Source organism: Saltatorellus ferox (assembly GCA_007751475.1).
Classification (GTDB): Bacteria; Planctomycetota; UBA1135; order UBA1135.
This window is the reverse complement of sequence record CP036434.1, coordinates 6,877,312-6,900,656: the sequence shown is the minus strand read 5'-3', so window position 1 is coordinate 6,900,656 and position 23,345 is coordinate 6,877,312. Positions and strand designations below refer to the sequence as shown.

At 67.2% G+C, this 23,345-nt stretch carries 18 protein-coding genes; 9 read left to right on the top strand and 9 right to left on the bottom strand.

Annotation, left to right across the window (positions count from 1 at the left end):
* Window positions 1-17: 17 nt before the first annotated feature.
* The 3 genes from Poly30_RS24985 (at window position 18) to Poly30_RS24975 (ending at window position 4,970) form a co-directional block, all read left to right on the top strand.
* A complete protein-coding gene (locus Poly30_RS24985; RefSeq protein ID WP_145204119.1) occupies window positions 18-1,304 on the top strand; it encodes a pyridoxal phosphate-dependent aminotransferase in 1,287 nt (428 codons plus the stop codon).
* Complete coding sequence (locus Poly30_RS24980; protein ID WP_145204116.1) at window positions 1,301-1,918, top strand: hypothetical protein; 618 nt, start codon at window positions 1,301-1,303, stop codon at window positions 1,916-1,918. The genes Poly30_RS24985 and Poly30_RS24980 overlap by 4 nt, the downstream gene beginning before the upstream one ends.
* A gap of 457 nt (window positions 1,919-2,375) precedes the next feature.
* Window positions 2,376-4,970, top strand: coding sequence for a DUF1592 domain-containing protein (locus tag Poly30_RS24975; RefSeq protein ID WP_145204113.1), 2,595 nt, complete (start codon window positions 2,376-2,378; stop codon window positions 4,968-4,970).
* Between the two features lie 248 nt (window positions 4,971-5,218).
* Here Poly30_RS24975 and Poly30_RS24970 read toward each other — a convergent pair whose 3' ends face one another.
* On the bottom strand, window positions 5,219-6,463 hold the full coding sequence (locus tag Poly30_RS24970) for an aminotransferase class I/II-fold pyridoxal phosphate-dependent enzyme (RefSeq protein WP_419190642.1): 1,245 nt from the start codon (window positions 6,461-6,463) through the stop codon (window positions 5,219-5,221).
* A gap of 208 nt (window positions 6,464-6,671) precedes the next feature.
* On the opposite strand from Poly30_RS24970, the gene Poly30_RS24965 reads away from it, so the two are divergent.
* From Poly30_RS24965 to Poly30_RS24950, 4 genes are all read left to right on the top strand, one after another.
* Window positions 6,672-8,093, top strand: coding sequence for a DUF1552 domain-containing protein (locus Poly30_RS24965; protein WP_145204107.1), 1,422 nt, complete (start codon window positions 6,672-6,674; stop codon window positions 8,091-8,093).
* Window positions 8,094-8,135: 42 nt separating this feature from the next.
* A complete protein-coding gene (locus tag Poly30_RS24960) occupies window positions 8,136-9,368 on the top strand; it encodes a tetratricopeptide repeat protein (protein ID WP_145204104.1) in 1,233 nt (410 codons plus the stop codon).
* Between the two features lie 205 nt (window positions 9,369-9,573).
* Window positions 9,574-10,407, top strand: a complete 834-nt coding sequence (locus Poly30_RS24955) for a TrmH family RNA methyltransferase (protein WP_419190641.1) — start codon at window positions 9,574-9,576, stop codon at window positions 10,405-10,407.
* A gap of 115 nt (window positions 10,408-10,522) precedes the next feature.
* Window positions 10,523-11,743, top strand: a complete 1,221-nt coding sequence (locus Poly30_RS24950; protein WP_145204098.1) for an ATP-grasp domain-containing protein — start codon at window positions 10,523-10,525, stop codon at window positions 11,741-11,743.
* A 419-nt stretch (window positions 11,744-12,162) separates the two neighbouring features.
* Here Poly30_RS24950 and Poly30_RS24945 read toward each other — a convergent pair whose 3' ends face one another.
* From Poly30_RS24945 to Poly30_RS24915, 7 genes are all read right to left on the bottom strand, one after another.
* Window positions 12,163-13,305 (bottom strand): Gfo/Idh/MocA family protein, encoded by a 1,143-nt coding sequence (locus Poly30_RS24945; protein ID WP_145204094.1) that lies wholly within the window; start codon window positions 13,303-13,305, stop codon window positions 12,163-12,165.
* A 10-nt stretch (window positions 13,306-13,315) separates the two neighbouring features.
* The gene (locus Poly30_RS24940) at window positions 13,316-15,439 is read right to left on the bottom strand and encodes a PEP-utilizing enzyme (protein ID WP_145204091.1); all 2,124 of its coding nucleotides are present in this window, start codon (window positions 15,437-15,439) and stop codon (window positions 13,316-13,318) included.
* Window positions 15,417-16,145, bottom strand: coding sequence for an alpha/beta fold hydrolase (locus Poly30_RS24935; protein WP_145204089.1), 729 nt, complete (start codon window positions 16,143-16,145; stop codon window positions 15,417-15,419). The genes Poly30_RS24940 and Poly30_RS24935 overlap by 23 nt, the downstream gene beginning before the upstream one ends.
* On the bottom strand, window positions 16,142-16,543 hold the full coding sequence (locus Poly30_RS24930) for an AhpC/TSA family protein (protein WP_145204086.1): 402 nt from the start codon (window positions 16,541-16,543) through the stop codon (window positions 16,142-16,144). Before Poly30_RS24930 ends, Poly30_RS24935 begins: the two co-directional genes overlap by 4 nt.
* Before the next feature lie 39 nt (window positions 16,544-16,582).
* Window positions 16,583-16,768, bottom strand: coding sequence for a hypothetical protein (locus tag Poly30_RS24925; protein ID WP_145204083.1), 186 nt, complete (start codon window positions 16,766-16,768; stop codon window positions 16,583-16,585).
* A gap of 96 nt (window positions 16,769-16,864) precedes the next feature.
* Window positions 16,865-17,896, bottom strand: coding sequence for an NADP-dependent oxidoreductase (locus Poly30_RS24920; protein WP_145204080.1), 1,032 nt, complete (start codon window positions 17,894-17,896; stop codon window positions 16,865-16,867).
* A 170-nt stretch (window positions 17,897-18,066) separates the two neighbouring features.
* On the bottom strand, window positions 18,067-18,780 hold the full coding sequence (locus Poly30_RS24915) for a hypothetical protein (RefSeq protein ID WP_419190640.1): 714 nt from the start codon (window positions 18,778-18,780) through the stop codon (window positions 18,067-18,069).
* A 167-nt stretch (window positions 18,781-18,947) separates the two neighbouring features.
* Between Poly30_RS24915 and Poly30_RS24910 the strand changes: the two genes are divergently transcribed.
* Window positions 18,948-20,249, top strand: a complete 1,302-nt coding sequence (locus Poly30_RS24910) for a replication-associated recombination protein A (protein WP_145204074.1) — start codon at window positions 18,948-18,950, stop codon at window positions 20,247-20,249.
* A gap of 179 nt (window positions 20,250-20,428) precedes the next feature.
* On the opposite strand, the gene recD2 is transcribed toward Poly30_RS24910, so the two are convergent.
* Window positions 20,429-22,810, bottom strand: a complete 2,382-nt coding sequence (gene recD2, locus Poly30_RS24905; protein ID WP_419190639.1) for an SF1B family DNA helicase RecD2 — start codon at window positions 22,808-22,810, stop codon at window positions 20,429-20,431.
* Between the two features lie 125 nt (window positions 22,811-22,935).
* Between recD2 and rpsU the strand changes: the two genes are divergently transcribed.
* Window positions 22,936-23,178, top strand: a complete 243-nt coding sequence (gene rpsU, locus Poly30_RS24900; protein ID WP_145204068.1) for a 30S ribosomal protein S21 — start codon at window positions 22,936-22,938, stop codon at window positions 23,176-23,178.
* The last annotated feature ends 167 nt before the right edge of the window (window positions 23,179-23,345 follow it).

Here is a 23,345-nt window from a genome sequence, read left to right as displayed (position 1 = left end):
CCCGCTCCCACCCAACCATGTCCATCAGCACGCCCGCCCCCGCGGCTACGCCCCTCTCGAACCTGGCCGAGAACCTGATCGGCTCGGAGATCATCAAGATCGGCGGCCAGCTGAATGCCCGCATCGCGGCCGGGGACAAGATCGCCAACCTCACGATTGGCGACTTCGATCCCAAGGTGTTCCCGCTGCCCGACGCCTACCTGGAAGAGATCCTCACGGCGTATCGCGAAGGCCACACCAACTACCCGCAGGCCAACGGCATGGAGCCGCTGCGGGCGGCGGTCAGCCGCCACCTCGCGCGCAAGCAGGGGCTCGACTACAGCAAGGACGAGGTGCTCATCGCCAGCGGCGGAAGGCCGCTCATCTACGCCGCGTTCCGCACCGTGGTGGACCCGACCGACAAGGTGGTCTTCCCGATCCCGAGCTGGAACAACAACCACTACTCGTTCCTCACCAGCGGCGAGCAGGTCGCCGTGCAGACGTCGCCCGACAACCGATTCCTTCCGACGGCGGAGGACCTGCGGCCGCATCTGGCGGGGGCGTCGCTCCTGGCCGTGTGCTCACCGCTGAATCCGACGGGGACCTCGTTCACGGCGGATCAGCTGGCGGCGATCTGTGATCTCGTTCTGGAGGAGAACGCCCGGCGCGGGGATCGCAAGCCGCTCTATCTCCTCTACGACCAGATCTACTCCGCGCTCACCCTCGGCGACACGGTCCACGTGGATCCAGTGTCCCTGCGGCCGGAGATGCGCCCGTACACCATCTTCATCGACGGCGTGTCCAAGGCGTTCGCGGCGACGGGCGTGCGCGTGGGCTGGGCGTTCGGCCCGGAGCACATCATGAAGCGAATGCATTCGCTGCTCGGCCACATCGGCGCGTGGGCGCCGAAGCCAGAGCAGATCGCGACCGCCCGGCTGCTGCAGCAGGAGGCGGTCGTGGACGGAATCATCGCCGAGCACCTCGGGAAGATCCAGGAGCGCGTGGGCGCTCTCCACGAGGGCTTCCTGGCTCTCAAGCAAGAGGGTTTCCCGGTCGATGCGATCCAGGCAGAGGGGGCCCTGTACCTCACGGTGAAGATCGATCTCCAGGGGCGGCCCATGGCCGATGGCACGGTACTGAACGACGCGGAGGAAGTGACGCTCTTCCTCATCCGAGAGGCGCGGCTCGGCATTGTCCCGTTCTACGCGTTCGGAGGTGACCGCAAGGCGCCCTGGTTCAGGGTGTCCGTGGGGACACTGCGAATGGAGGCCGTTCCGACCATCTTCGAGGACCTGCGCGCGGCCCTGTCCCCCTTCGTCGCATGAATCGCTCGTTCGCTCATCTCCTGGTGGTTTCTGGGCTCTTCGCAAGCTGCTATTCCACGGCGACCCTGCATACGGCGCGTCCCATCGAGAAAGGGGAGGTCCAGGGCGCGTTCGCACTCGGTTCTTTCGTCGGCGAGGAGGACGGCGACTTCGCCGCGTTGCCGACCCTGGAGGGCCAGGTGCGCTTCGGCCTCGACGAGCGCTTTGACCTGGGTGTCCAGATCACGAACCTCGGCATCCTGGGGATCGACGTGAACTACGCGGTGCTGCTCACCGAGGACCAGGCGCTCTCGATCGATCCCACGGTCGAGTTCACCTACGGCACGTACCTCTGGCTCCCGATCCTCTGGGACTTTCACCAGACGGAGAACCTGACGCTGACGGGCTCGATTCGTGGGGGACGGTACTGGCCCAGCCAGGACAATGCTGGCAAGGACTATCTCCTCGATGACCTCGAAGCCGACGTGTGGCTCTACGGCCCGGGCCTGGCCGCGAAGATCCGCTTGAACGATTCGGTCTCTCTGGCCCCCGAGGTCCGCGTCCTGTGGGCGGATCGCGAAGGCGTGTCGACGTCGCCGCCGCTGGTTTCGGTGTCGCTGGGCCTGATCTTCTGAGCGCCTGAGACGGAGGTGCTCTCTCCGAGCTGAGCGGTCCATGCCGGATCGACAGCGTTCTCCCGGGGAGCTTTCCAGGCGTAGCGCGCCTCCTCGACCAACGCGCGGGTGAGCTCGACGCCGCGGCGTCTTCGTTGCTTCTCCGGAAGGTCCAGGATGGCGCGCTCCAGAAGGCGCCCGAAGTGCATCGCGAGACGGTCGGCCGCCATGGCTGTATCAAGACGGGTCTCCTGGATCTCGGCGCGGCTCTCGGACGCGGTGGAGAGTCGCTCCTCCAGCCAGGCGTCGATCAGCTGTTCGTAGAGTCCCGGTTCGAGCGGTGCAGGCATGGGGGCAAGGCTACCAGGTGCTCCTGCGCACTACACAGTTGCAACGTGTCCCTTGGGCCCGTGAACGAACCTTCGAGGATGGCAGGGAGTGGGGTCACGCCGTACGCTCACAGCGGAGTCGAACGATCATGACCAGCGCGCGCTACACCCGTCACTATCTCCTCTCCGCCGCGCTCGTGTGCGTGGCGCAGGAGCCGGACCTCGCCACCTTCCAGGCGGATATCGAGCCGATCCTCAGCAGCACCTGCCTTCCCTGCCACGGGCCCGAGAAGGAGCGTGGCGGCTTTCGTGTGGATGAACTCGATCCTGACCTCGTCCACGGCGAGGACGTGGATCTCTGGCTCGACGTGCTGTCGGTCGTCAGCAACGGCGAGATGCCACCCGAGGGTGAGGGGGAGCTCGCTGGCGCTGACCGCGGCCAGCTCGTCGAGTGGCTCTCCATCGAGGTGCAGAACGCGTCGATGGCGCGGAAGGGGGCGATCGAGCACTCGGCGCTCCGGCGGATGACGCGCTACGAGTACGAGTACGCGCTCCAGGATCTCTTCGGGCTTCCTTACCGCTTCGCGGACGATCTGCCTCCCGATCCCACGTCGGAGGACGGCTTCCAGAACAGCTCCGAGCTGCTGCACCTTTCGCCCAGTCAGCTGCGGGCGTACTTCGAGTCCGGTCGGAGCGCGCTGCTCGCGGCCACGGTGCGCGGGGAGCGGCCTGCGCCGGTCTACTGGGACATTCCCATGGACGTCGCCGCGAAGGGGGAGTGGGAGCGTCAGAACAGCGAAGTGGCGACCGTTCGTGGGAAGCACGCGGACGATCCGCAGAAGCTCGAGGAAGAGCTCGCGAAGCTGCGCAAGCGCTTCGCGGGCCGACCGGGTGGCGCGCACTTCGAGAGCCTTGTCACGGGCCGGGTCGGCAGGCAGTCATGGAACTACAACGGAGCCCAGTTCGCGTGGGCGCCGACCGCGGAGCGACCGAGTGACATGGGGTACACGACCGGAGCGGTCATCGACCACGTCGGGGTGATCCCTCGTGGTCAGGGTTTCATGGTCGAGCTGGGCGAGAAGCTCCCTGAGGACGGCCTACTGCGAGTGCGCGTGCTGGCCTCGCGCGCCGAGTCCGCGGGCGAGGGGCGACCGGACCCGAGCCTGCAGCTGCATTTCGGCTGGCAGGCGAGCAACGACTCGCGGGCCGTGGTTCGTATCAGCGACAGCGACCTTGCGATCGACGCGCTCCCCGGCTCGCCCGCCGTCTACGAGTTCCTCGTTCCCATGCACGAGGTCGCGCCGCGCAACTGGGTGCGCAAGACGGCCAAGATGGGCGAGCTTCCGAGCCCATCCGAGTACATCAAGCTCGTGAACTCGTCCCTCTCGGGCGGCGCGATTCATCTGCACCACGTCCAGGTCGAGGCGCCCGTGTACGAGCAGTGGCCGCCGGCATCGCACCTGTGCGTCTTTCCCGAAAGCCCCCACGCCAGCGACGAGCCCGTCTACGCGAGGGAAGTCCTCGCGAGCTTCCTCACGCGCGCCTGGCGGCGCGCGCCGAGCGCGGACGAGCTGGAGAGAAAGCTCGCTCTCTTCGAACGGCTGCGCCCCGAGTCGGAGGACTTCCAGAGCGCGATGATCGAGGTCCTGGCGACGGTGCTTTCGTCGCCGAACTTCCTTTTCGTGGGGATCCCGCCCGGTGCATCGGATGCGCTGGACAGCGTTTCGGAGGCGAGTCGCGAAGCGGCTCTTGCCACGCGCCTCGCCATGTTCCTCTGGTGCAGCACGCCCGACGACGAGCTGCTCGCTCTCGCAGACCGTGGCGAACTGAGCGACCCCGCCGTGCTCGACGAGCAGGTCGAGCGCATGCTGGCCGATCCCAGGGCGGAGCGCTTTCCGAAGCACTTCGTGCGCCAGTGGCTCGGGATGTCGCTCCTCGACTACCTGCAGATCGACCGCAAGGTCTACCCGCAGTTCGACACGGCCCTGAAGGAGTCCATGGCGCAGGAGCCGGTCGCCTTCTTCCGTGAGCTCCTTCGCTCGGACGGAAGCGTGCTGGGATTCCTGCATTCTGACTTCACGATGGCGGACGAGCGGCTCGCCTCGCACTACGGCATCGGCGGCGTGACCGGGAACGATTTCCGCCGCGTACCCGTGGGCGATCAGCGCTCGCGGGGCGGGCTGCTCGCCCAGGCCGGGCTGCTCGCCATGAACTCGGACGGCAAGGACTCCCACCCGCTGAAGCGCGGCGTCTGGCTTCTGGAGCGCCTTCTGAACGATCCGCCGCCCCCGCCGCCGCCCGCGGTCCCCATGATCGATCTGGCGGATCCAAGGATCGCGCAGATGACGCTGAAGGAGCGGATCGAGGACCACCGCAACGACCCTGCGTGCATCTCGTGCCACGCGAAGATCGATCCGTGGGGCATCGCCTTCGAGAATTTCGACGCGGCGGGGAGCTGGCGCGACGAGGTCCAGGGCAAGCCGATCGACGCGAACAGCGTGCTCTTCAACGGTCAGGAACTCGCGGGGATCGAAGGCCTGAAGCGTTTCCTTCTGGACAACCGCCAGGACCAGTTCGTCGCCGCGCTGGTGCACAAGATGAGCGCGTTCGCCCTGGGCCGGCCGCTTTCCTTCGGAGATCGCGCGGCCCTCGACGCCATCGCGGCCGATGTCAGAGCCGGCGGTGACGGCCTGGCCACGATGGTGAAGGCGATCGCCACGAGCGAGCTGTTCGTCGCGATGTAGCGGCTCCTCCCCGGCCCCTTACGCCTCCAAGGGCACCCGATCGACCCTCCCTGGCCGCTGCCGACGTCGTCGGCGCACAGATTCTTCCGAAGACCCTCATCCTTCGAGGGACCCCGGCGCAGTGGGTGGTCCGGTTCCGTTCTGCCCGGTCGCGGGGGCGGTCGGGCCATGTGGCGCCACGGTAACCGCGATGCGGTGATCGACCCAAATTCCGCGTGGTCTCCGGAAGGGAAACTCGCCGCGTCGCGTTACCCGAAAAGATCGCCGACGCGCCCGATCGCGGTCACCACCGAGTCGAGGGGCTCGGCTGCGTAGCAGAGGCGCATGAAGCCCGGCTCTGCGATCCGGCAGGCGGAGCCGGGGGTGAGGTTGACGTTGCACTCTTCGAGGATGCGGCGCCAGAGGGCGGCCTCCGCGTCCCAGGTAGGCTCTGTGAGGAAGCCGCGCATGTCGCACAGGACGAAGATGCCGGCCTGCGCTGGAACGAACGGGATGCCGGCCGCGTCCAGCGCCGTCGCGACGGATTCGTAGGCGCTTCGAAGAGCCAGGCGCAGATCCGCGCAGTAGTGCTCGATCCAGGGGTCGTCCGCGATCATCTGCTCGAGCAGCCACTGGGTATGACCTGACACGGCTCCCCAGTAGGCCAGGCCGTTCACCGCTGCCAGAAGCGCCTCGTTCTCGCTGACGAGCACGCCGCACCGGAGGCCGCTGGCTCCGAAGTCCTTGCTGAAGGCCCAGACGATGTGAACGCGATCCCCCAGCGCAGGCCTGATCGCGGCAGCGCTGGTGAAGTGCGCCTCGCCGAAGACCGACAGCGCATAGATCTCGTCGAAGACCACGTGGATCTGGCGGCCATCGGCCCAGCGCAGGATCTCCTCGATCTCCTGACGGGTGGCGACGCTCCCGCGGGGATTGTCCGGATTCGTGAAGAGCAGCGCCTTGACGGGGCGGTCGGCGGAGAGGAACGCTTCCTCGAGACTCGCGGCCGTGAGCCGAAAGTCGTCGTCGCTCTGGCTGTGCACCGGGACGATATGAAGCCCGTTGCGCGTCTCCAGGTCCGTCCAGAAGCCCGCGTAGCTGGGTGTGGGAACGAGCACGGCCTCCCCTGGATCGCAGAGAGCGTAGAACACGTTCTCCAGGACGGTGCCGGCGCCCGCGAGGACCGCGATTTGATCGGGGGCGAAGCGCCGGCCGAGGAAGGCGCGCTCCATGAACGATGCGAGCGCTTCTCGAAAGCTGATCGCTCCGACCATGGAGTCGTACCCCAGTACTCGGCTGGGCGGGAGCCGGCAAGCGTGCAGTCGAGCCATGACCCGACTCTTGAGCAGACCGTTCTCCGCGATGCAGAGGGGAACGTAGCTGGAGCCGTCTTTCGCGCCGGTCCGGGACTGCTCGAGCCGGGCGAAGTGCTCGACGATGTAGGGAGCCATGGGGGACTCCGACGCGAGCTGCGCGCCTCGGATCGAGAGGGCGCCCTGGGGTGGAGATTGCATTCCCTGAACATAGCTATCGGGTCTCTCTGTCGCTCCGGTGTATCGCTTTCCTTCGGAGTTCGGGCAGCTCCTGGCGGGATCGTCGCCGAAGTGCGAGCCTGCGGCGGCGGCCGGACTAAGATGGGGCTTGCGATCGCGATCCGTCCGCTCTTCCGATCCGCACGAGACTCGTGGTTCCCTCCTCCCGGCACCTGACACGCAAGCGCTGATGACTCGACCCCACATCGACCTTGGTTCCCTCGACCGGCGGCGGTTCCTCCGCGGTTCCGCGGTGGCACTCGCGCTTCCATGGTTCGAATCGGTGGCGAGCGCCCTGCCATCCCTCGGATGCGGCGACAGCGAGGGAAAGACCACGCGCAAGCGCTTCGCCAGCATCTACTTCCCCGACGGCGTCCCGATGCCGCTGCGCGAGGACCCCGCGTTCGACGAGTGGTCGTGGTTCCCGCACGGCAGCGGCCGCGACTTCGCATTCACGAAGTGCCTCGACGTGCTCACGCCGCTGCGCGACGACCTCACGATCGTCTCTGGCATGTCCCACCCGACGGTGCGCGACGTGCACGGTCACTCCAACGCGGATCAGTTCCTGACGGGCGGCCTGACCGGCGGCACCGGGGACTATCAGAACTCGATCTCCCTCGACCAGGCCTTCGCGGCCGAGGTCGGCGACCAGACGCGCTACTCGTCCCTGGTGATGTCGACGGACGGCGGCACAGGAACGCCGCGCGGCGCCCATACGCTCTCCTTCGATCGGAACGGACGCGCGATTCCCGCGGCGCACCGCCCCAAGAAGATCTTCGACTCGCTGTTTCTGACGCGGAATGGCGAAGCGGCGAGCCGACTCGCGATCAGTCAGAGCGCGCTGGATGAGCTGCTCGAAGACGCGAGATCGCTCAGGCGCACGCTGCCCGAGAACGACCGCGAGGCCCTCGACGAATACCTCGACGCGGTGCGCGAGACCGAGATCAAGGTGGAGAAAGCGAAGCGCTGGATGAGCATCCCGCTGCCGACGGTGGACGCGGATCACCTGAACCTGGAGGTGACGCCGGACGATCCGCGCAACTACCTCCAGACGATGTTCGAGCTGATGTACCTCGCGTTCCGCACCGACTCGACGCGCACGGCGACGTACCAGATCGGCCGCGAGAACGGCATCGGTCACAGCGATCACCTCGCCCGCGCCGTCGGCTTCCCCCTGAGCCACCAGCTCTCCCACGACACGAAGAACCCTGGCGGCTGGAAGGACTTTGGCACCTACTGCCGCTTCCTCGCCGAGGAGTTCGGCCGCTTCGCCGAGAAGCTCAAGGCGACCCCGGAGCCGGGCGGCCAGGGGAACATGCTCGACCACACGCTGCTCTTGTTCGGCTCGGCGTCCAGCGCGTTCCACCTGTCGCGCAACTACCCGCTCGTGCTGGCCGGCGGCAAGCGCATGGGCTTCGCCCACGGCCAGTACCTCAATTTCGCCGGCGAGGAGATGTTCGGCGGCGCCTGGGATGGCGGGAAAGAGCCGTGGCAGCAGGAGTTCGAGCGCGACGACCGCCCGCTCGCCGATCTCTACCTGACCATGCTGCGCCGCCTTGGCGTCGAGGCCGAGTCGTTCGTGGGGAGCCGTCGTCCGGTGTCGGAAGTCTGAGGCCGTGGCGAGGCAGCGGGCGAGCGACTATCCTCCTGGACCATGAAAGGTCGCACCCTGCCCGCCGTGGCCGCCCTGGCCCTCGTTTCGCTCTTCCCGTCCGACGTTTCCGCCGCCACGTGCGCTCAGGCAGGAACCGACACCACGGTCGCGGAAGATCCTGCCGACCCCTTCATCGACTTCATCGTCGGCGTCGAGGAGACCATCTACGAAGGTGATCCCACGTTCCTGGACGACGCCATGGATGTAGGGATGTTGATCGAAATCGCGAGCGAAGGCCTCGATGTGCCGGACGAGATGAAGCGAGGGATCCGCGAGGGGATGGGCGGGAACTTCCAGATCGGCGAGTCGATCATTCAGAGCAACGAAGAAGCGGACGGTACCTACACGTTCCTGCGCATGATGCCGGGAGCGCCAGGTCACGCGCTCTTCCGTTTCGCGGGCGACGATGGGCTGGAGTATCACGAGCTCGTGCTCGCCCTGAACGATGACGGTGAGGTTCGAGTCGCCGACCTCGTGACCTACACCATGGGGGATTCCGTCAGCTCGATCCTGCGCCGTGCCATGCTGGCTCTCATGGCAGATTCCGAGCGCGGCTTCCTGGACAAGGTTCTAGGGCGCGGAGACTCGGAGTACGTGGAGAGTCTGGTGAAACTGAAGAGGTTCACCGACTTGGCCGATGTGGACCCGGAGGCCGCGCGGAAGATCTATGCCGAGTTTCCCGACAGCGTGAAGCAGCTCCCGGAGATCCAGCGGCTCCACGTTCAATGCGCGGCAGCGATCGGTGACGAGGCGTACCAGAGTGCTCTCGAGGAGTTCGAGCGCTGGCTACCCGACTCCCCCGCGCTTCCGCTGGTCGTCATGGACCTGTACATCATGAACGAAGACTTCTCGGCGGCCCAAGGATGCCTGGATCGCATCGACAAGGCCGTTCACGGCGATCCCTACCTTGACATCATGCGGTCGCAGCTTCACCAAGCTGATGGCGAGTTCGAGGTGGCGCTTCAATGCCTCGACCGCGCCGTGGAGCGCGAGGAGGGGCTGGACATGCCGGCGGCCTGGGAACGTCTCGAGATTGCGCTCAGCACCGACGACTTCCCGGAGATACGCAAGCAGCTCCAGTGGCTCTACCGCCGGTCGGACTACGCTTTCGGGGACGTCTCGGGAGAGGAGGCTTTCGCGGCGTTCAATGCCTCGAAGGCGGGCGAGCGCTGGGCCAAGTTCATCGCGCGTAGGGAGTCGGGCGCAGGCGACGACGACAGCGACGACGACTGATACGCTCGTGCTGGGTCCCTTACCCACGATCCGATGGGCCAGTCCTCCGCCTTGACCTATCGCCCGGTTTCCCATGGCTCCAGGTGCGCCGGCGAGTGAAGCGCGCTCCCGAGTGCGTATCCCAATTCAGGCGTGCCGTCCTCCATGGCACCAATCTTGGGCAAGCGACGACCTGAATCGACCGTGCTTTCGTAGTCTTCTCCCCGTGGGAGGTTCATTCGAAGTCATCCGTTCACGAACGAACGCGGTCCTGAAGAGGGCACGGAACGTCGGACGCGGGAAGGAAGCGGGGTTCGTCCTCATCGAAGGCGAGCGGCTCATCCGGGATGCGGTCTCAGCGGGGCACGTGCCGGAGGTCTTGATCGCGGCGGAAGGGCAGCTCGAAGCCTACAGGGATCTCGCGACGAACGGGGATCTCGCGACGCGCACCGAATTCCGGGTCTGTGCCGACACTCTGCTGGAGGGCCTCGGGTCGCTGAAGACCGCGCCGGGCCTCGCCGGCATCTTCCGCGAGCCAGCGACGACCGCAATCGATGGGCTGCCCGGCCTCGTCGGTGACGGGCCCGCACTGATCCTCGGCGTGGCGGGCATCCAGGACCCGGGCAACCTCGGTGCGCTCGTGCGAGTGGCGGAAGCCGCCGGGGCGGCAGCGGTGGTCGTCGCCCCCGGCGGCGCGCGCCCCTTTGGTTCCAAGGCACTCCGCGGATCGATGGGGAGCCTCTTCCGCGTTCCGATCGTGCTGCCGGAATCCCTCGGCAGCGCCGTGGAGCGACTGGCGTCCCTGGGCTTCGAGCAGTGCGTCGGTGCCACCCGGGGGGGCCAGAGCCTGCGCTCCCATCCGTTCTCCGAGCGCACGGTCGTCTGGATGACGTCCGAGACGGGCGAGATGCCCGCCGAACTCGAAGGCTGCACCGGAATCACGATCCCGATGCGAGGTAGGGTCGAATCACTGAATGTGACGGTGGCCGGGGCCCTGCTGCTCTATGCAGCGGCCAGCGGCGCGACAGGGCGGCGCGAACTACCGGCAATCCTGAATTGACAGGCAATGCCGTCTTCCAGGTGGATCGTGCTCTTGTGGGAGACGCGTGCGGAGACCTCGACCGGCCCGGCCTATCGACATCGGGCGAGCTTCCCCCGATGATGGGTAGAGCCCCATGCATATTCTCTTCCTCGCCCCCGACACCCACGCCTACAACCATTCCTTCCTGCAGGGACTGAAGTCCCTGGGGGCGCGCGTTTCGGCGGTAGGGCCGGGTTCGGTGGAGCAGCTCTCGAAGGGAGCGAGGGGCGTTCTGGACGCCTATCGCTCCTGCAGGAACGTGCTGGATGCGGACGAGCTCCTCATGCATGCCAGAGCGCTTGCGGCGGACGAACCCTTCAGCCAGATCGAGACCATCGATGAGCCCCTCGTCGAGGCAGCGGCGGCGCTGCGTGAAGCGCTCGGCGTCCCCGGCCTCTCGACGGCGACCGCCCGGCTCTGTCGTGACAAGGTGGCCATGAAGGAGTTCCTGCGCGCCCGCGGCGTGCCCTGTGCCGCTTCCACGGGCGTTCACTCGATGGCCGAGCTCGTGGAGTTCGCGGCGGTCGAAGGATTCCCCCTCATCGTCAAGCCCGTCGATGGATTCAACGCGAACGACACCCATCGCGTCGACGACATGGCCGCGCTTCAGGCGCTGGCCCCGAAGCTCGGGCTCGACGGCCATCGCCGACTGGCGGTCGAGGAGTTCATCGAGGGTCACGAGGGCTTCTACGACACGATCGTCGGACCGGAGGGCGTGCGCCACGACTTCGTCGGGCACTATTACCCGGGCTGCCTCGAGGCCAACCGAACCCGCTGGATCTCTCCGCAAATCGCCATCTCGAACCGTATCGAGGACGACATCTACCGCGAGCTGCGCGCGGTCGCCGGCCTCGTCACCGACGCGCTCGGCCTCCGCGGAACGGCAACGCACATGGAGTGGTTCATGGGCCCCAAGGGTCTCCGATTCGGCGAGATCGGCGCGCGTCCTGCCGGGGAGAAGATCTGGGACATGTACCGACGCGCCAACGACTTCGACGTGTTCCGCGAGTGGGCGCTCGCCGTCCTCGGGCTTCCCTCCGAGGAGCGACCGAGCCGTCGGCTCTGCGCCGGGTCCATTCAGATCCGTCCGGACAAGGACGGCATCATCGCCGGGCATACGGGCGTGCGGGCGGCGTTCGCACGCTACGGTTCCTACATCTACGAGTACGCGCTGCCGGAGGAGGGAGCGCCCACGCAGGGGCTCGACCGCGGGTGGCTGTGCAACACCTGGTTCCGGCTGGAGCATCCGAGCTTCGACGAGCTTCGCGGCGCGATGAGCGCCATCGGCGAAGGCGTCAAGACCCGGACGAAGTAAGGCCGATTCCCTGCTCACAGCCTGAGCCACGTTCCCACTCGCTCATCGTTCGACGACCCTGGCGCATCCGCTCACGCGCATGCGACGCAGTTTGGTCAATGATTCGGCTCTTCTGCAAAATCTGTGGGTCGGAAGCGACTCAGTGATCGTGACTGTCTTGAAGTCTGGCGGCAGTTTGCAGGGCTGCAGGGCTGCTACCAATACAACCTAGCCCGCATTATTCACGAGTTTGCACCACCAGCACGCCCAAACCACGCCGTGACGGCGTCAGACGGCAGCCTTTGGCTGCCGCCCGCTTCGCGGGCTCCCTCACAGAATGCTCGACGGGCCTACGGGCCCGCCTCCGCTTCGTTCGGTCGTCTTCCTTGCCACGCCGCGGTTTGAACGCACTGGTGGAGCAAACTCGTGAATAATGCAGGCTAGGAGTCTGCGCCATAGAATGCGATTCCGCGAGCACCGCCAGGATCCGCGCTCGCGGCGTTGCGCCGAACCCCAATGGCGTCCAGCGGAAGCGTCCGCTTCTCGCGAGCGCTGCGCGCGGCCGTATCCACGATCTGCTGGCCGATTCTCGACGTCGACGGCGAGAGCGGGCCCTCGATCGGAAGGCCCTGCTCGAGGCAATGGACCATGTACTGCACCGGATTCTGAAACGGCGACTCCAGGCGATCGACGGGGATGTCCGTTCCCTCCGGCCGTTCGCGGGTCTGTACCCTCACCGTGGTTTCGTGGTCGTACGAGCTGATCGTGCCGTGCTCACCGACGATCTCGAAGCCACACTTCGGCTGCGGCTGATGGGTCCACGGGTCAGTGAAGGTGCCCCAGCGGGTTTCGAATCGGCACAGGCCGTGCGCGTAGCGCGCGATGGTGATGGAGTGTTCGTCCACCTCGAGTCCCTCGGGGACGTGGGTCACGCAGGTCACCTCGAGTGGGGCAAGGCCTCCGAGAAACCAGGTTCCGAAGGTCGCACCGTATCCCAGGTAGTCGAGCAGAGAGCCGCCACCCGAGTCGCGCCGATAGAACCAGCTCGACCTCTTTTGCTCCGCGCGGAAGGCCTCGGTCGTCTCCCGCTTGCCCTCCAGGTGATAGAGCGGCCCTCGATTGCCGCCGTAGTAGTGAACGTGCGTCACCGCGCCGATGACGCCGTTCTCGGTCAGTCGCTTCGCCGTCACGATCGCAGGCTGCCAGGCGAGCGGCCAGTTGATCGCGAGCGGCGCGTTCGCACGCTCCATCGCCCGGATCATTCGGTCGGCCTCCTCGAGGCTTGCGGCGAAGGGTTTCTCGATCATCACGGCCTTCCCGAAAGGAGCGAGCCGCTCGACCCACTCCGCATGACTCCCGGTGGAGGGGCACAGGAGGATGAGGTCCGGGTCCGTCTCTTCGATGCACCGGCGGGCATCCGTGTAGACCCGGCTGGCGGGGATCGAGAGAGACTCGATCACGGGCTGCATTCGGGCAGGATCCCCGTCGCACACGCCCACGAGATCGACGTGCGGATGCTCGTGGGCGAAACGCAGGTTGTCGCCCATGTGCATGTGGTCGAAAGAGATTCCAGCGATCTTCATCCAGGCAAGCCTACGTCAGCGGCGCTCTGGACGGGTGTTCGCTCTTGGCTCCAGATGGGCCCAGGTGGCTACCGCCGATCCTTCGAACGCGGCCCGAGTTGGCATCGAGTTCCACTTCGTCTCCGTCCTCCAGCGTCCGCGAGGCGTGGTGGCAGTTGACGATCGCCGGGGTGCCGGACTCGCGCAGCAGGATCGAGGCGTGGGAGAGCTCGCCGCCGATCTCCGTGATGGCGCCCGCGATTCGACCGAAGACGACGGACCACGAAGGTTCCAGCGCGGGGACCACGAGGATCACCGGGTGCTCCGCTCGCGGATGCGCGGAGAGCCAGCCCAGGAACGACGTCAGATCGCTGGCGCGATGGACCCGGCCGCGCACGATGCCCGTCCCCACGCCGATTCCGCGCAGCTCCGGAGGTGCGGCACCCGCGTCGACCTCGGATCCTTCGGTCGCAAGGCGCTCGGCCTCCTCGATCGCATCCCGTCGAGCCGTCAGCGGGGGATCGAAGCGCGCTTCTACGATCCGCCGCTCGCGGGCTTCGCGGACGGCCTCGCGCCAGAGTTCGGGCGTCTTCATGGAAGCGCCGTCGAGGAGGAACGCGTCGCTCGCGCTCTCGAGAAGTCCCGCGCGAACCGCTTCCTCGGCGGCGCCCAGAACGCCTGTACGAAGTGTCTCCCAGCGCCGCATCAGGTCGTCGCGGAACTGCTCGCGGATCTGGTCGATTCGGAAGAGGAAGCCGGTCTTCGCTTCGGGCAAGCTCGGTGCGGCGTCGACGCGCTCCCGCGACAGGAGATCGGCGAGGAGCACGTCGCGCAGCTCTCGGAAGCGAGGTTGCATCGGATCGCTCTCCAGCGGGCCGCGATGGCCAAAGCGACGGAGCCAGGCATCGAGGGCCCCCTCGCGCTGTTGCGGCTCCTCTTCGGCGAGGCCCTCGTAGGCGGCCATCATCTCCTCCGTGACGACGCGAGCGCGGCCGCGGATCCGGAGCGCCCCGCGGACGCGTGCGATACCGGTCCAGGCCCCGTTGATGGCGAAGTTCGTGCGGAGCGCGAGGTCGAGACCGAACGCGGTGGCGTCGAACCACTCGGGGAGCGTCCGAGCGGACTTCAGACGCTCGTCGAAACCCGCGAGAGCCTCCGGAATGCGCCGGATCGTGCGTCGGTTCTGGAGCTGGAGCCGGATCAGCCTGGGGGACTTTCTGAGCATGCGCCCGAGCAGGGGGCGCGCGTCCTCCGGGCCGCCGGACTCGCCGCCGACGCCGTCGGTCACGAAGGTCCTCGGCAGGCCCCAGTGATCCATCAGCCGGAAGAAGAACGAGAACGACAGCCATGCGCGACCCGCGCACGCTTCGGCGTACTGGCCGTTCCAGCGTTGGATCTCCGGGTCGATCCGCGCGAACTCCTCCAGCGCGCCGCGTCCCGCCTGGACCAGCGCGCTCGTCACCCACGGGCTCGGGTGGTCGCCCAGGATCTCCCGATGGTTGGCCAGGCTGAGGATCGGGTTGCGCCGGACCGAGAAGCGCGCGGGTCGGGCCTGAAGCAGCGTGTACGAGTCGCCGGTGCGGACGTATTCGATGTCGAGGGCCGCGCCGCCCTCTCTCGTGTCGGCTTCGAAGGCAGCGCCGACGCGGCGCAGCCAGTTGGACCAGGGCTCGCCGCGCACGAGGTCCGCGCGCTCCACGTCACCGCGAGCTTCGCCCGCGGTGATCGCGCGGTTGCCGCCGGGGGATTCGGAGCGCTCGTAGAAGAAGCCGTCGAAGAACGCGACGCCGCCGGCTTCGGGCCGAAGTAGCGGCTGGACGAATACGGACGCGCCCTCGCCGAGAGCGTCGCGCATGGAGTCGGCGACCGTGGAGACTGCTGCCTGGAAGGCGCCGGGCTCCATGACCTCCACGCTCTCGTACCGGCCGGCGGCCGTCCCCTCGGCGCCGTCTTCATCGGGAGCGGCGGAGCGCACGATCCACGGGGGGCCGAACGCGCTGGGAGGTGAGACCTGATCCGCCGTGACGGCCTGCAGGCTGGCGGCGCGTGCCCACACCGTCGGCGGCACGAGAATCCCGCGCCGGACAGCGGTTCGAAGGCGAGCGATCTTGCCGATCCGCTCGTCCCGGAACTCAGTGAGGGGCCGCCAGCGCACGCGCTACCTCGGCGGTCCAGTCCGCGGGCTCGTCGATCATCGGATAGTGGCCCCAGCTCGGGAACTCGCGAACGGAAATCGGCTGGCCGAGCGCCGCCTCGGTGCGTCTCAGCTCTTCGATGCCGACCACGTGGTCCTCGCCGCCCCACCAGGCGGTGAGGCCGTCGAGCAGCTCTGGGCGGCCGCGGAGCTGCTGTTCGAGATCGCGCAGGAGCCGTGGAGTGAGCCACGCGAACCAGCGCTCGAACGCGCGCGCATCGCGGTAGCCGTCGAAGAAGACCCGCTGGAACTCGGGCGTCAGCGGCCGGGTGAAGTGCTTGCGCATGAATCGCCGCTGGATCGGCCCGCGGGCGATCGCGAGGGTCAGCGCGCGCGGCATCAGCGGCAGGCGCATGAGCTTCGGGAACGTGCGCGTCTCCAGCCCCCAGAGAACCGGACCCTGCAGGATCGCGCGCTGATCGGTCAGAGCGCCGCGCGCGCGCAGAGCCAGGTACACGAGCCCTCCGATGCCCGTCGCGTAGGCGAGGTCCGCGCCGCTCGTCTGCTCAAGAACGGAGTCCAGCAGCGCCTCGAAGCTGTCGGCCGCGCCGTAGTCGACGGAGCGAAGTTCGAAGCCGACGTCGAGCCGCTGGGCCTTCTCGCGGGCAAACGAGAGCCGCGCGTCCACGTGCCCGTTGCCGGGGAGGAAGGCGACGACGTCGGTCAAGGCCTGGTGTTCCTGCTGTTCGAGCGAATGCGCGCGAGATCGATCATGCCTTCATAGTCGGGCACGTGCCCCGCGTGTTCGGCGATGTCAGAAGCGAGGACGTGCGCGCCGTGCACGAGGAACGTGCCGCCAAGGGCGAGCGGATCGCCGACGGGCTTGCCGACGCCGAAGCGCGCGACCTTCAGGGCCTCTTTCCAGACGCGAAGTCCGAAGACCTGGCCGAGCGACGCGCGCCCGAGATCGAATGCGCGGAACAGCGTGCGATCAGGGTCGGAGATCGCGATCGCTTCAGGCCATCGCTCGGAGAGGAAGGTCTTGCCTTCCTCCGGAGATCCCATGTGAACGAGCACGACCCGCGGGAAGCCCTCGGCTGCTTCTGATCCTTTGGCTCCCTGCACGAGGGAGCGCAGCCGCTCGACGTCGCGGCGGCAGAAGGTTCAGCCGAAGTGCCGAAGGAAAGCCAGGAGGGTCCACGGGAGCGTGGCCGGTAAATCGGGCTGCGTAGTGGCGTCTCGGCCGAGCAGTTCACCCAGGCGCCGGGCGCCCGCGAGATTCTGGCCCTGGATGGGCAGCCCGAGAACCTCGCTGGGAAGCTCGGTCTCGGTAGCGGTAGGGGCGGTCATGCGGAAATCCTTTCTGTGGTGGGAGCGAGGCGACGTTCAGCGTGACGCTGTGCGCAGTCGTTCGTTCGTGAGGGCCTGGGGGATGCTCCGGGAGCGTCAATCCTCGATTCGGATCACTCGCTTCCCGAACGCTTCGCCCTCCAGGAGTCCGATGAACGCCTCGGGAGCGTTCTCCAGGCCGTCGATGACCTCTTCGCGGTAGTGAATCTTGCCTTCCTGGACCCAGCCCTTCATCTGCTCGGAGAACTCGGGGTAGAGGTGACCGAAGTCGTCGAAGACGATGAAGCCGCGCATGGTGATGCGCTTCTTGAGCATGATGCCCTTCAGCATCCCCATTCGATCGGGGCCCTCGGGCAGGGAAGTGGCGTTGTACTGGGAGATGAGCCCGCAGAGCGGGATCCGCGCACCGGTGTTCAGGTGCGAGAGCACCGCGTCGAACACCTGGCCGCCGACGTTCTCGTAGTAGATGTCGATGCCGTCCGGAACTTCCTTGCCGAGGGCGTCTGCGAAGCCCTTCGCCTTGTAGTCGACGCAGGCGTCGAATCCGAGGTTCTCGACGACGTGCTGGCACTTCTTCGGTCCGCCGGCCACGCCGACCGCGCGGAGTCCGAGGATCTTCGCGACCTGGCCGACGGTGGAGCCGACAGGTCCGCTCGCGCCGGCGACGACGAGCGTTTCACCGCTCTTCGGCTGACCGATCTGGGTGAGCCCGGCCCAGGCGGTCAGCCCGGGCATGCCGAGGACGCCGAGGGCCCAGGACGGCTTCTCCGGGTCCTTGCCCATGTTGATGACGCCCTCGCCGTCGGAGAGCGCGTAGTCCTGCCAGCCCCCCTGCGCCGTGACCCAGTCACCTTCCTCGAAGCCGTCGAGCTTCGAAGTCACGACGCGGGAGACGGTGCCGCCGACCATCACCTCGCCGATCTTCACGGGGTCGGCGTAGGACTCGGCGTCGCTCATGCGCCCGCGCATGTAGGGGTCGAGCGACAGGTAGACGTTGCGAATCAGCATCTGGTCTTTCTTCGGCTCGGGGACATCCACCTCTTCGAGGCGGAGCGTGCTGGAGGTGGGCGCGCCGTCGGGACGCTCGGCGAGGACGTGGCGGCGGCTGGTGGCGGTGGTCTGGGTCATGGTCTCGTTCCGGAAAGGGGATGGGCAGCGAGCCGGCAGTTCGCCGAACCCTAACCAGAGCCTAGGCCGCAGCGTGAAGCGGGGATTGAAACCGAGTGACCTGGGTGGCCGACGTGGGCTCCACCCTGGGTCTGGTACCTTGAGCGGATCGCCCAGGTGTCCTCGGAAGTCTACCGGCCGCCGCCGATTCCTAACCGTCCAGAGCCACTGGAGGTCGTCGACATCGAGTGGCCCATGGACCACAGGCCTGCGATGCCGAACGTGAAGATCAGCACGAAGATGATCACGGCCGCTGGCCCCACAAGTGTCCTCTGTTCCGGGCTTGCCGCGTTGTAGAGGTCTTCGATCTGTCCTCCCTGCGCGCGGTACTCTTCGATCGCGACTCGAGCCGCGTCACGTTCACGGAGCGAGCCAAGGAGCAGGAGGCAGCACAGACACAGGAAGGTGATCGTCCAGCTTCCATAGAGGTAGGATCCATAGAACCCTGCGATGGCCGCTCCGTCCATCCACCTGCGGACGATCGGTCTTCCGTGAGAGAGGCGCCATGCAGTGATCGTGACTGCGGCGACCATGACCACGTAGAACTGCGTCACCGGAGGGGCTATGAGTGAAATTAGCAAGCATGCGGTCACGATCACCCCGCCAAGGAGCCAGCGCCTCACTAGCAGCGGTCTGGCGGTGAATTGCCATGCGCCGACCCCAAGCGGGAACATCATCACGGCCACGATCAGAAGCTCCGTGGGAGGACGCCAGCCGGCTGCCAGCGCAAAGATCAGCAGGACGCCCGCCAGAGTGGAGATCGCCAGCGCGCCTAGAAGGATCGCACGTGCCGGCTCGAGTGCTGAGATGGCGTTCCTCTGTCCAGGCCTTGGAAGAGGGCGCACGCGCCTGACGATGGATCCCATCGGCGCCAACGGCTGGTCCCCTTCGTTCTCGGCTCCATGCATACCGCCGATGCTAACACGACCAGAAACAGCTAGCATGCCGGCATGATCCACGGCGAGCGTCTTGAGGACTGGCGGTGCCTGACTTGGCTCCCGGGGGCACTCGCATGAGCGCCAACCTCTTCGGTGGGGACGAACGCCCTGGCAAACGCTCGGCGGCTTCCGACGACCTCGCGCCCGCTGCCCGCGACGCTCCGCTTGCCGAGCGCATGCGGCCGATCACGCCCGAGGATGTCTTCGGGCAGACGCACCTCCTCGGCGAGGGCAAGCTTCTCCAGCGCATCCTCGACGGGGATATCACCCAGAGCCTGATTCTCTGGGGGCCGCCGGGGGTGGGCAAGACGACGCTCGCGCGCCTTGTCGCACGGGCGAGCAGCGCTCGGTTCGTGCCGTTCTCGGCTGTCCTCTCCGGCGTCAAGGAGATGCGCGTGGTCATGGCGGAGGCGCGCGCCGTGCGCTCTTCCACCGGCGAGCGCACGCTGCTCTTCGTCGACGAGATCCACCGCTTCAACAAGGCCCAGCAGGACGCGTTCCTGCCGTTCGTCGAGCGCGGCGACGTGCTGCTGATCGGCGCCACGACCGAGAATCCGTCGTTCGAGCTGAACGCGGCGCTTCTTTCGCGCTGTCGCGTGCTCATCCTCGAGCCCTTGGAAGTGGACGATATCCAGCGTCTGCTGCGGCACGCGCTGGAGTCCGAGAACGGCCTCAACGGGCGGATTCAGCTTTCGGATGAGCAGGTCGCGCGGATCGCCCACGCCAGCGATGGCGACGCTCGGCGCTCGTTGACGCTGCTCGAAACGGTCGCGGCCGTGAGCCTGAGCGGCGGCGCCGTCGACGACGCCGCGCTCTCCGAGGCGCTCCAGCGCAAGCAGGTCCGCTACGACAAGTCCGGCGAGCAGCACTACGACCTCATCAGCGCCCTGCACAAGAGCGTGCGGAACTCCGACGAGAACGCGTCGCTCTACTGGCTGGCAAGGATGCTCGAGGGCGGCGAGGATCGGCGCTATCTGTCGCGTCGAATCGTGAGGATCGCCTCCGAGGACATCGGTCTCGCGGACCCCTTCGCGCTTCGAATCTCGCTCGACGCGGCCGAGGCATTCGATCGTCTCGGCGTGCCCGAGGGGGATCTGGCCCTGGCCCAGGCGGTCGTGTATCTCGCCCGTGCGGCGAAGAGCAACGCCGTCTACAAGGGCCTTGCCCGAGCGCGTGAAGATGTGCACAGAACGGCCAATGAGCCCGTTCCGCTGCATCTTCGGAATGCTCCAACGGGTCTCATGAAGGACGCTGGATACGGGAAGGGCTACCGATACGCACACGACGATCCGGCCGCAAAGGCCGAAATGGAGTGCCTACCGCCCTCTTTGCGCGGAACTCGGTATCTGGATCCTCCGGGGGGGCAGAAGCGCTAAAAGCGCCGAAACGCCCGAATTCGACGGCGAAAAGGCTTGTAGAGGCGTTTCTGCCCCTCTACAAAACGCGTCCTGTTCGCGTCAGCGGGCAGGTGCGGAAGGCGGTGTGTTGCCGCCTTGCCGTGACGCAAGCATCGGAGCCGTCGGGCCTACGTGTGGCGGCTCCGAGCCGTCGGGCGTCAGTTCGGCGGCTCCGAGCCTTCCAGGTCCAGTGGCGGCGACATCTGCGCCGGGATCCGCTCGATCAATCGCGCCGCCAGCAGGCTCTTTCGATCGTTCTGCTCCGTCTGCTCGATCGCCCGCGCCAGAGCGCGGGTGTCGCCCACGAGCACCACGAGCCTCTTCGCTCGCGTGATCGCGGTGTAGAAGAGGTTGCGCTGGAGCATGTGCGAGTGCTGCATCGTCAGCGGAAACACGATGGCCGGAAACTCTCCGCCCTGGCTCCGGTGCACGGTCATCGCAAAGGCAGGCTTGAGATCGTTCAGTGCGCCCTTCTCGTAGGTGACTTCACGATCGGGGAACTGGACCGTGACGATCCCCGTCTGGTCGACCATCGAGATCCGCCCGAGGTCGCCGTTGAAGACCTCGCGCTCGTAGTCGTTGCGCGTCTGGACCACGCGGTCGCCCGTTCGCCAGCGCTGATCACCGAACAGGACCTCGCGCCCGCCCGCGCCCAGCGCTTCGCGCAGCCGACCGTTGAGCGCATCCACGCCAGCGGGTCCCTTGTACATGGGCGCGAGCACCTGGACGTCCTCGGACCAGTCGAGCCCGAACGCCTTCGGGATCCGTTCGGTGACAACCTCGATGAGGCGATCCGCGAGCCGTTCGGGGTTGTCCTCGACCGGGAAGAAGTAGAAGTCCGCGTCGCGCACGCCCTTCTCCGGAAGCCGCGGCATTTGACCCTCGAGCACGCGGTGCGCGTTCGTGACGATCAGGCTCTCGCGCGCCTGGCGGAATACGCGCGTGAGGCGCGCGACCGGGATACGTTCGGAGGCGAGCAGGTCCGCGAGCACGTTGCCTGCGCCCACCGAAGGAAGCTGGTCGGGGTCGCCGACCAGGATCAAGCGCGTCGGCGAAGCGACGGCGTCCACGAGCCGCCGTGCCAGCCCGAGGTCGAGCATCGAGACCTCGTCAATGATGATGACGCCGCCTTCCAGCGGTTTCTGGCGCCCGTGCTCGAAGCCGCTCTCGCCCGGGACGGACTTCAGCAGGCGGTGAATCGTGCTCGCCGGCCGCCCGGTTGCTTCGGAGAGGCGCTTGGCCGCGCGCCCGGTGGGGGAGGCGAGGAGAACCGTCGCGCCGCCTGCCTCTGCCAGAGTCGCCACGAACCGAATGATCGTGGTCTTGCCGACGCCGGGGCCGCCGGTGAGCAGCGCGACGGGCTGGCGGAGCAGCTCGAGCACGGCCGAGCGCTGGTCGGGGTGCAGCTCGATCCCCGCACGCTCCGCCGCGTCCTTCAGCGCCTCCTCGGTGGAGAGAGGTCGTGCGGGCTCCTTGAGGAGCCGGGTGATCCCGCGCGCCAGCTCGACCTCATGGAAGTGCATGTGCGGCAGGTAACACGGCAGATCCGCGTTGTAGCGGCCGCTGCCGTCCAGGAGGTCGCGCGTGTCCTCGTCCAGCGGCGGCGGCGGGAGCACCTCGCGATCGATCATGATGTGCAGCCCGTCCTCCATCTCGTCGAGGGCGCGGATGAAGGCTTCCTGGGGCGCCGCTCCCTCCAGCGCGCGGGCCGATCGCTGGAGCAGGTCACCCAGCGGCAGAAGGACGTGCCCCTCGTTGCTCGCCTTGTCCAGCGCGTGGCGCGTCACGGCGCGGAGCCGCCGCGGGTCGTCCGGCGGCAGGCCCAGGCGTTTGGCCGCGCGGTCCGCCGTGAGGAAGCCGACGCTCGGCACGAGCGTCAGCGCGAACGGATTGTCCCGGATCATGGTCTCGCAATCGGGTCCGAGCTTGGCCGCCACGGCCTGGGCCGTCACCGGCCCGAGACCGATCTTGGCGAGGAACCCGAAGACCGCGTGCATGGCCGACTGGCCGAGGATCGCCTCCCGGAGGGCCTCCGCCTTGTCCGCGCGCAGGCCCTTGATGCCCTTCAGGGCCCCCGGGTCCTCGGAAATCCGCTCCAGGGCCTCGGCGCCCAGCTTGTCGACGATTCGCTGGGCCAGGGTCGCCCCGACGCCCTCGAAGACCTTGGAGGAGAGATATCGGACCAGTCCGGCCTCGGTCGCGGGGGGCAGGGTCTCGACGGCGGCGAACTCGAACTGGACCCCGTGGCTGGAGTGCCGGCCCCAGCGCCCGATCAGCTTCAGGCGGACTCCCTCCACGGGATCCGCGATCTTCCCGACGGCCGTGACGCGGCCCGGAGAAAAGAGAGATCCTTCGTCCGGGGCCTTGAAGCCGGCATCCGGAGCCAGTCGGAGCACCCCGTAGAGGGATTTCTCGTCGTGGTAGGTGACGGTCTCCAGGGTCCCCTGGAAGATCTCCTCGCCGGGCTGGAGGCCGGATTCGGACCCAGAAGGCGGCCTGGGCAGGGGCCCTTTCGGGGCTGGGGCGGAGAAATCTGTCACGCGGGAACAGGATAGCGGCATTCCGCTGGTTGCGGCATTCCTGGAGTCCACGTATCCTTCCCGGCTCGAAACCGCGCCCAAACGCATCCTAGAACTCTTTCCCCGCCAGCAGCGGGCTCACTCCCTTGATCAAGGTCTCCGTTCGTTCCAACGAGTCGCTCGAAGCCGCTCTTCGCCGCTTCAAGCGCCAGTGCAACTACAGCGGCATCTTCCGCCTCGCGAAAGCCCACACGTGGCACGAGAAGCGCTCCGATCGCCGTCGTCGCGAGCGCCGCGAGCGCCTGCGCACCGTCCAGAAAGCCACGCGCAAGAACGATCCCAACCGTCGTCGTCGGCGTCGCCCGGGCGGCGCTCCGAAGAAGCGCTGAGTCTGTCGCACCCCCGCCGCGCCCACTCTTGCCGCGACCCGCGTGGGTGCACCGTTCTCTCGAACTCCCGAGCCACCTCCCTGGACTGAGCGACTTCCCCTGATGGAAGCTGCGTCGCTCCGGGGCCGGATGCTTTGGGCACTGGCTTCGGGCTGAGTTTGGAACCG

Bases quoted from the DNA above. Each gene is read 5' to 3' on its own strand.
- Poly30_RS24920 (WP_145204080.1), bottom strand. From the start codon at position 17,896: ATGACCCAGACCACCGCCACCAGCCGCCGCCACGTCCTCGCCGAGCGT.
- Poly30_RS24980 (WP_145204116.1), top strand. From the start codon at position 1,301: ATGAATCGCTCGTTCGCTCATCTCCTGGTGGTTTCTGGGCTCTTCGCA.
- Poly30_RS24970 (WP_419190642.1), bottom strand. From the start codon at position 6,463: ATGCAATCTCCACCCCAGGGCGCCCTCTCGATCCGAGGCGCGCAGCTC.
- Poly30_RS24975 (WP_145204113.1), top strand. From the start codon at position 2,376: ATGACCAGCGCGCGCTACACCCGTCACTATCTCCTCTCCGCCGCGCTC.
- Poly30_RS24950 (WP_145204098.1), top strand. From the start codon at position 10,523: ATGCATATTCTCTTCCTCGCCCCCGACACCCACGCCTACAACCATTCC.
- Poly30_RS24985 (WP_145204119.1), top strand. From the start codon at position 18: ATGTCCATCAGCACGCCCGCCCCCGCGGCTACGCCCCTCTCGAACCTG.
- Poly30_RS24945 (WP_145204094.1), bottom strand. From the start codon at position 13,305: ATGAAGATCGCTGGAATCTCTTTCGACCACATGCACATGGGCGACAAC.
- Poly30_RS24960 (WP_145204104.1), top strand. From the start codon at position 8,136: ATGAAAGGTCGCACCCTGCCCGCCGTGGCCGCCCTGGCCCTCGTTTCG.
- Poly30_RS24965 (WP_145204107.1), top strand. From the start codon at position 6,672: ATGACTCGACCCCACATCGACCTTGGTTCCCTCGACCGGCGGCGGTTC.
- Poly30_RS24910 (WP_145204074.1), top strand. From the start codon at position 18,948: ATGAGCGCCAACCTCTTCGGTGGGGACGAACGCCCTGGCAAACGCTCG.
- Poly30_RS24925 (WP_145204083.1), bottom strand. From the start codon at position 16,768: ATGACCGCCCCTACCGCTACCGAGACCGAGCTTCCCAGCGAGGTTCTC.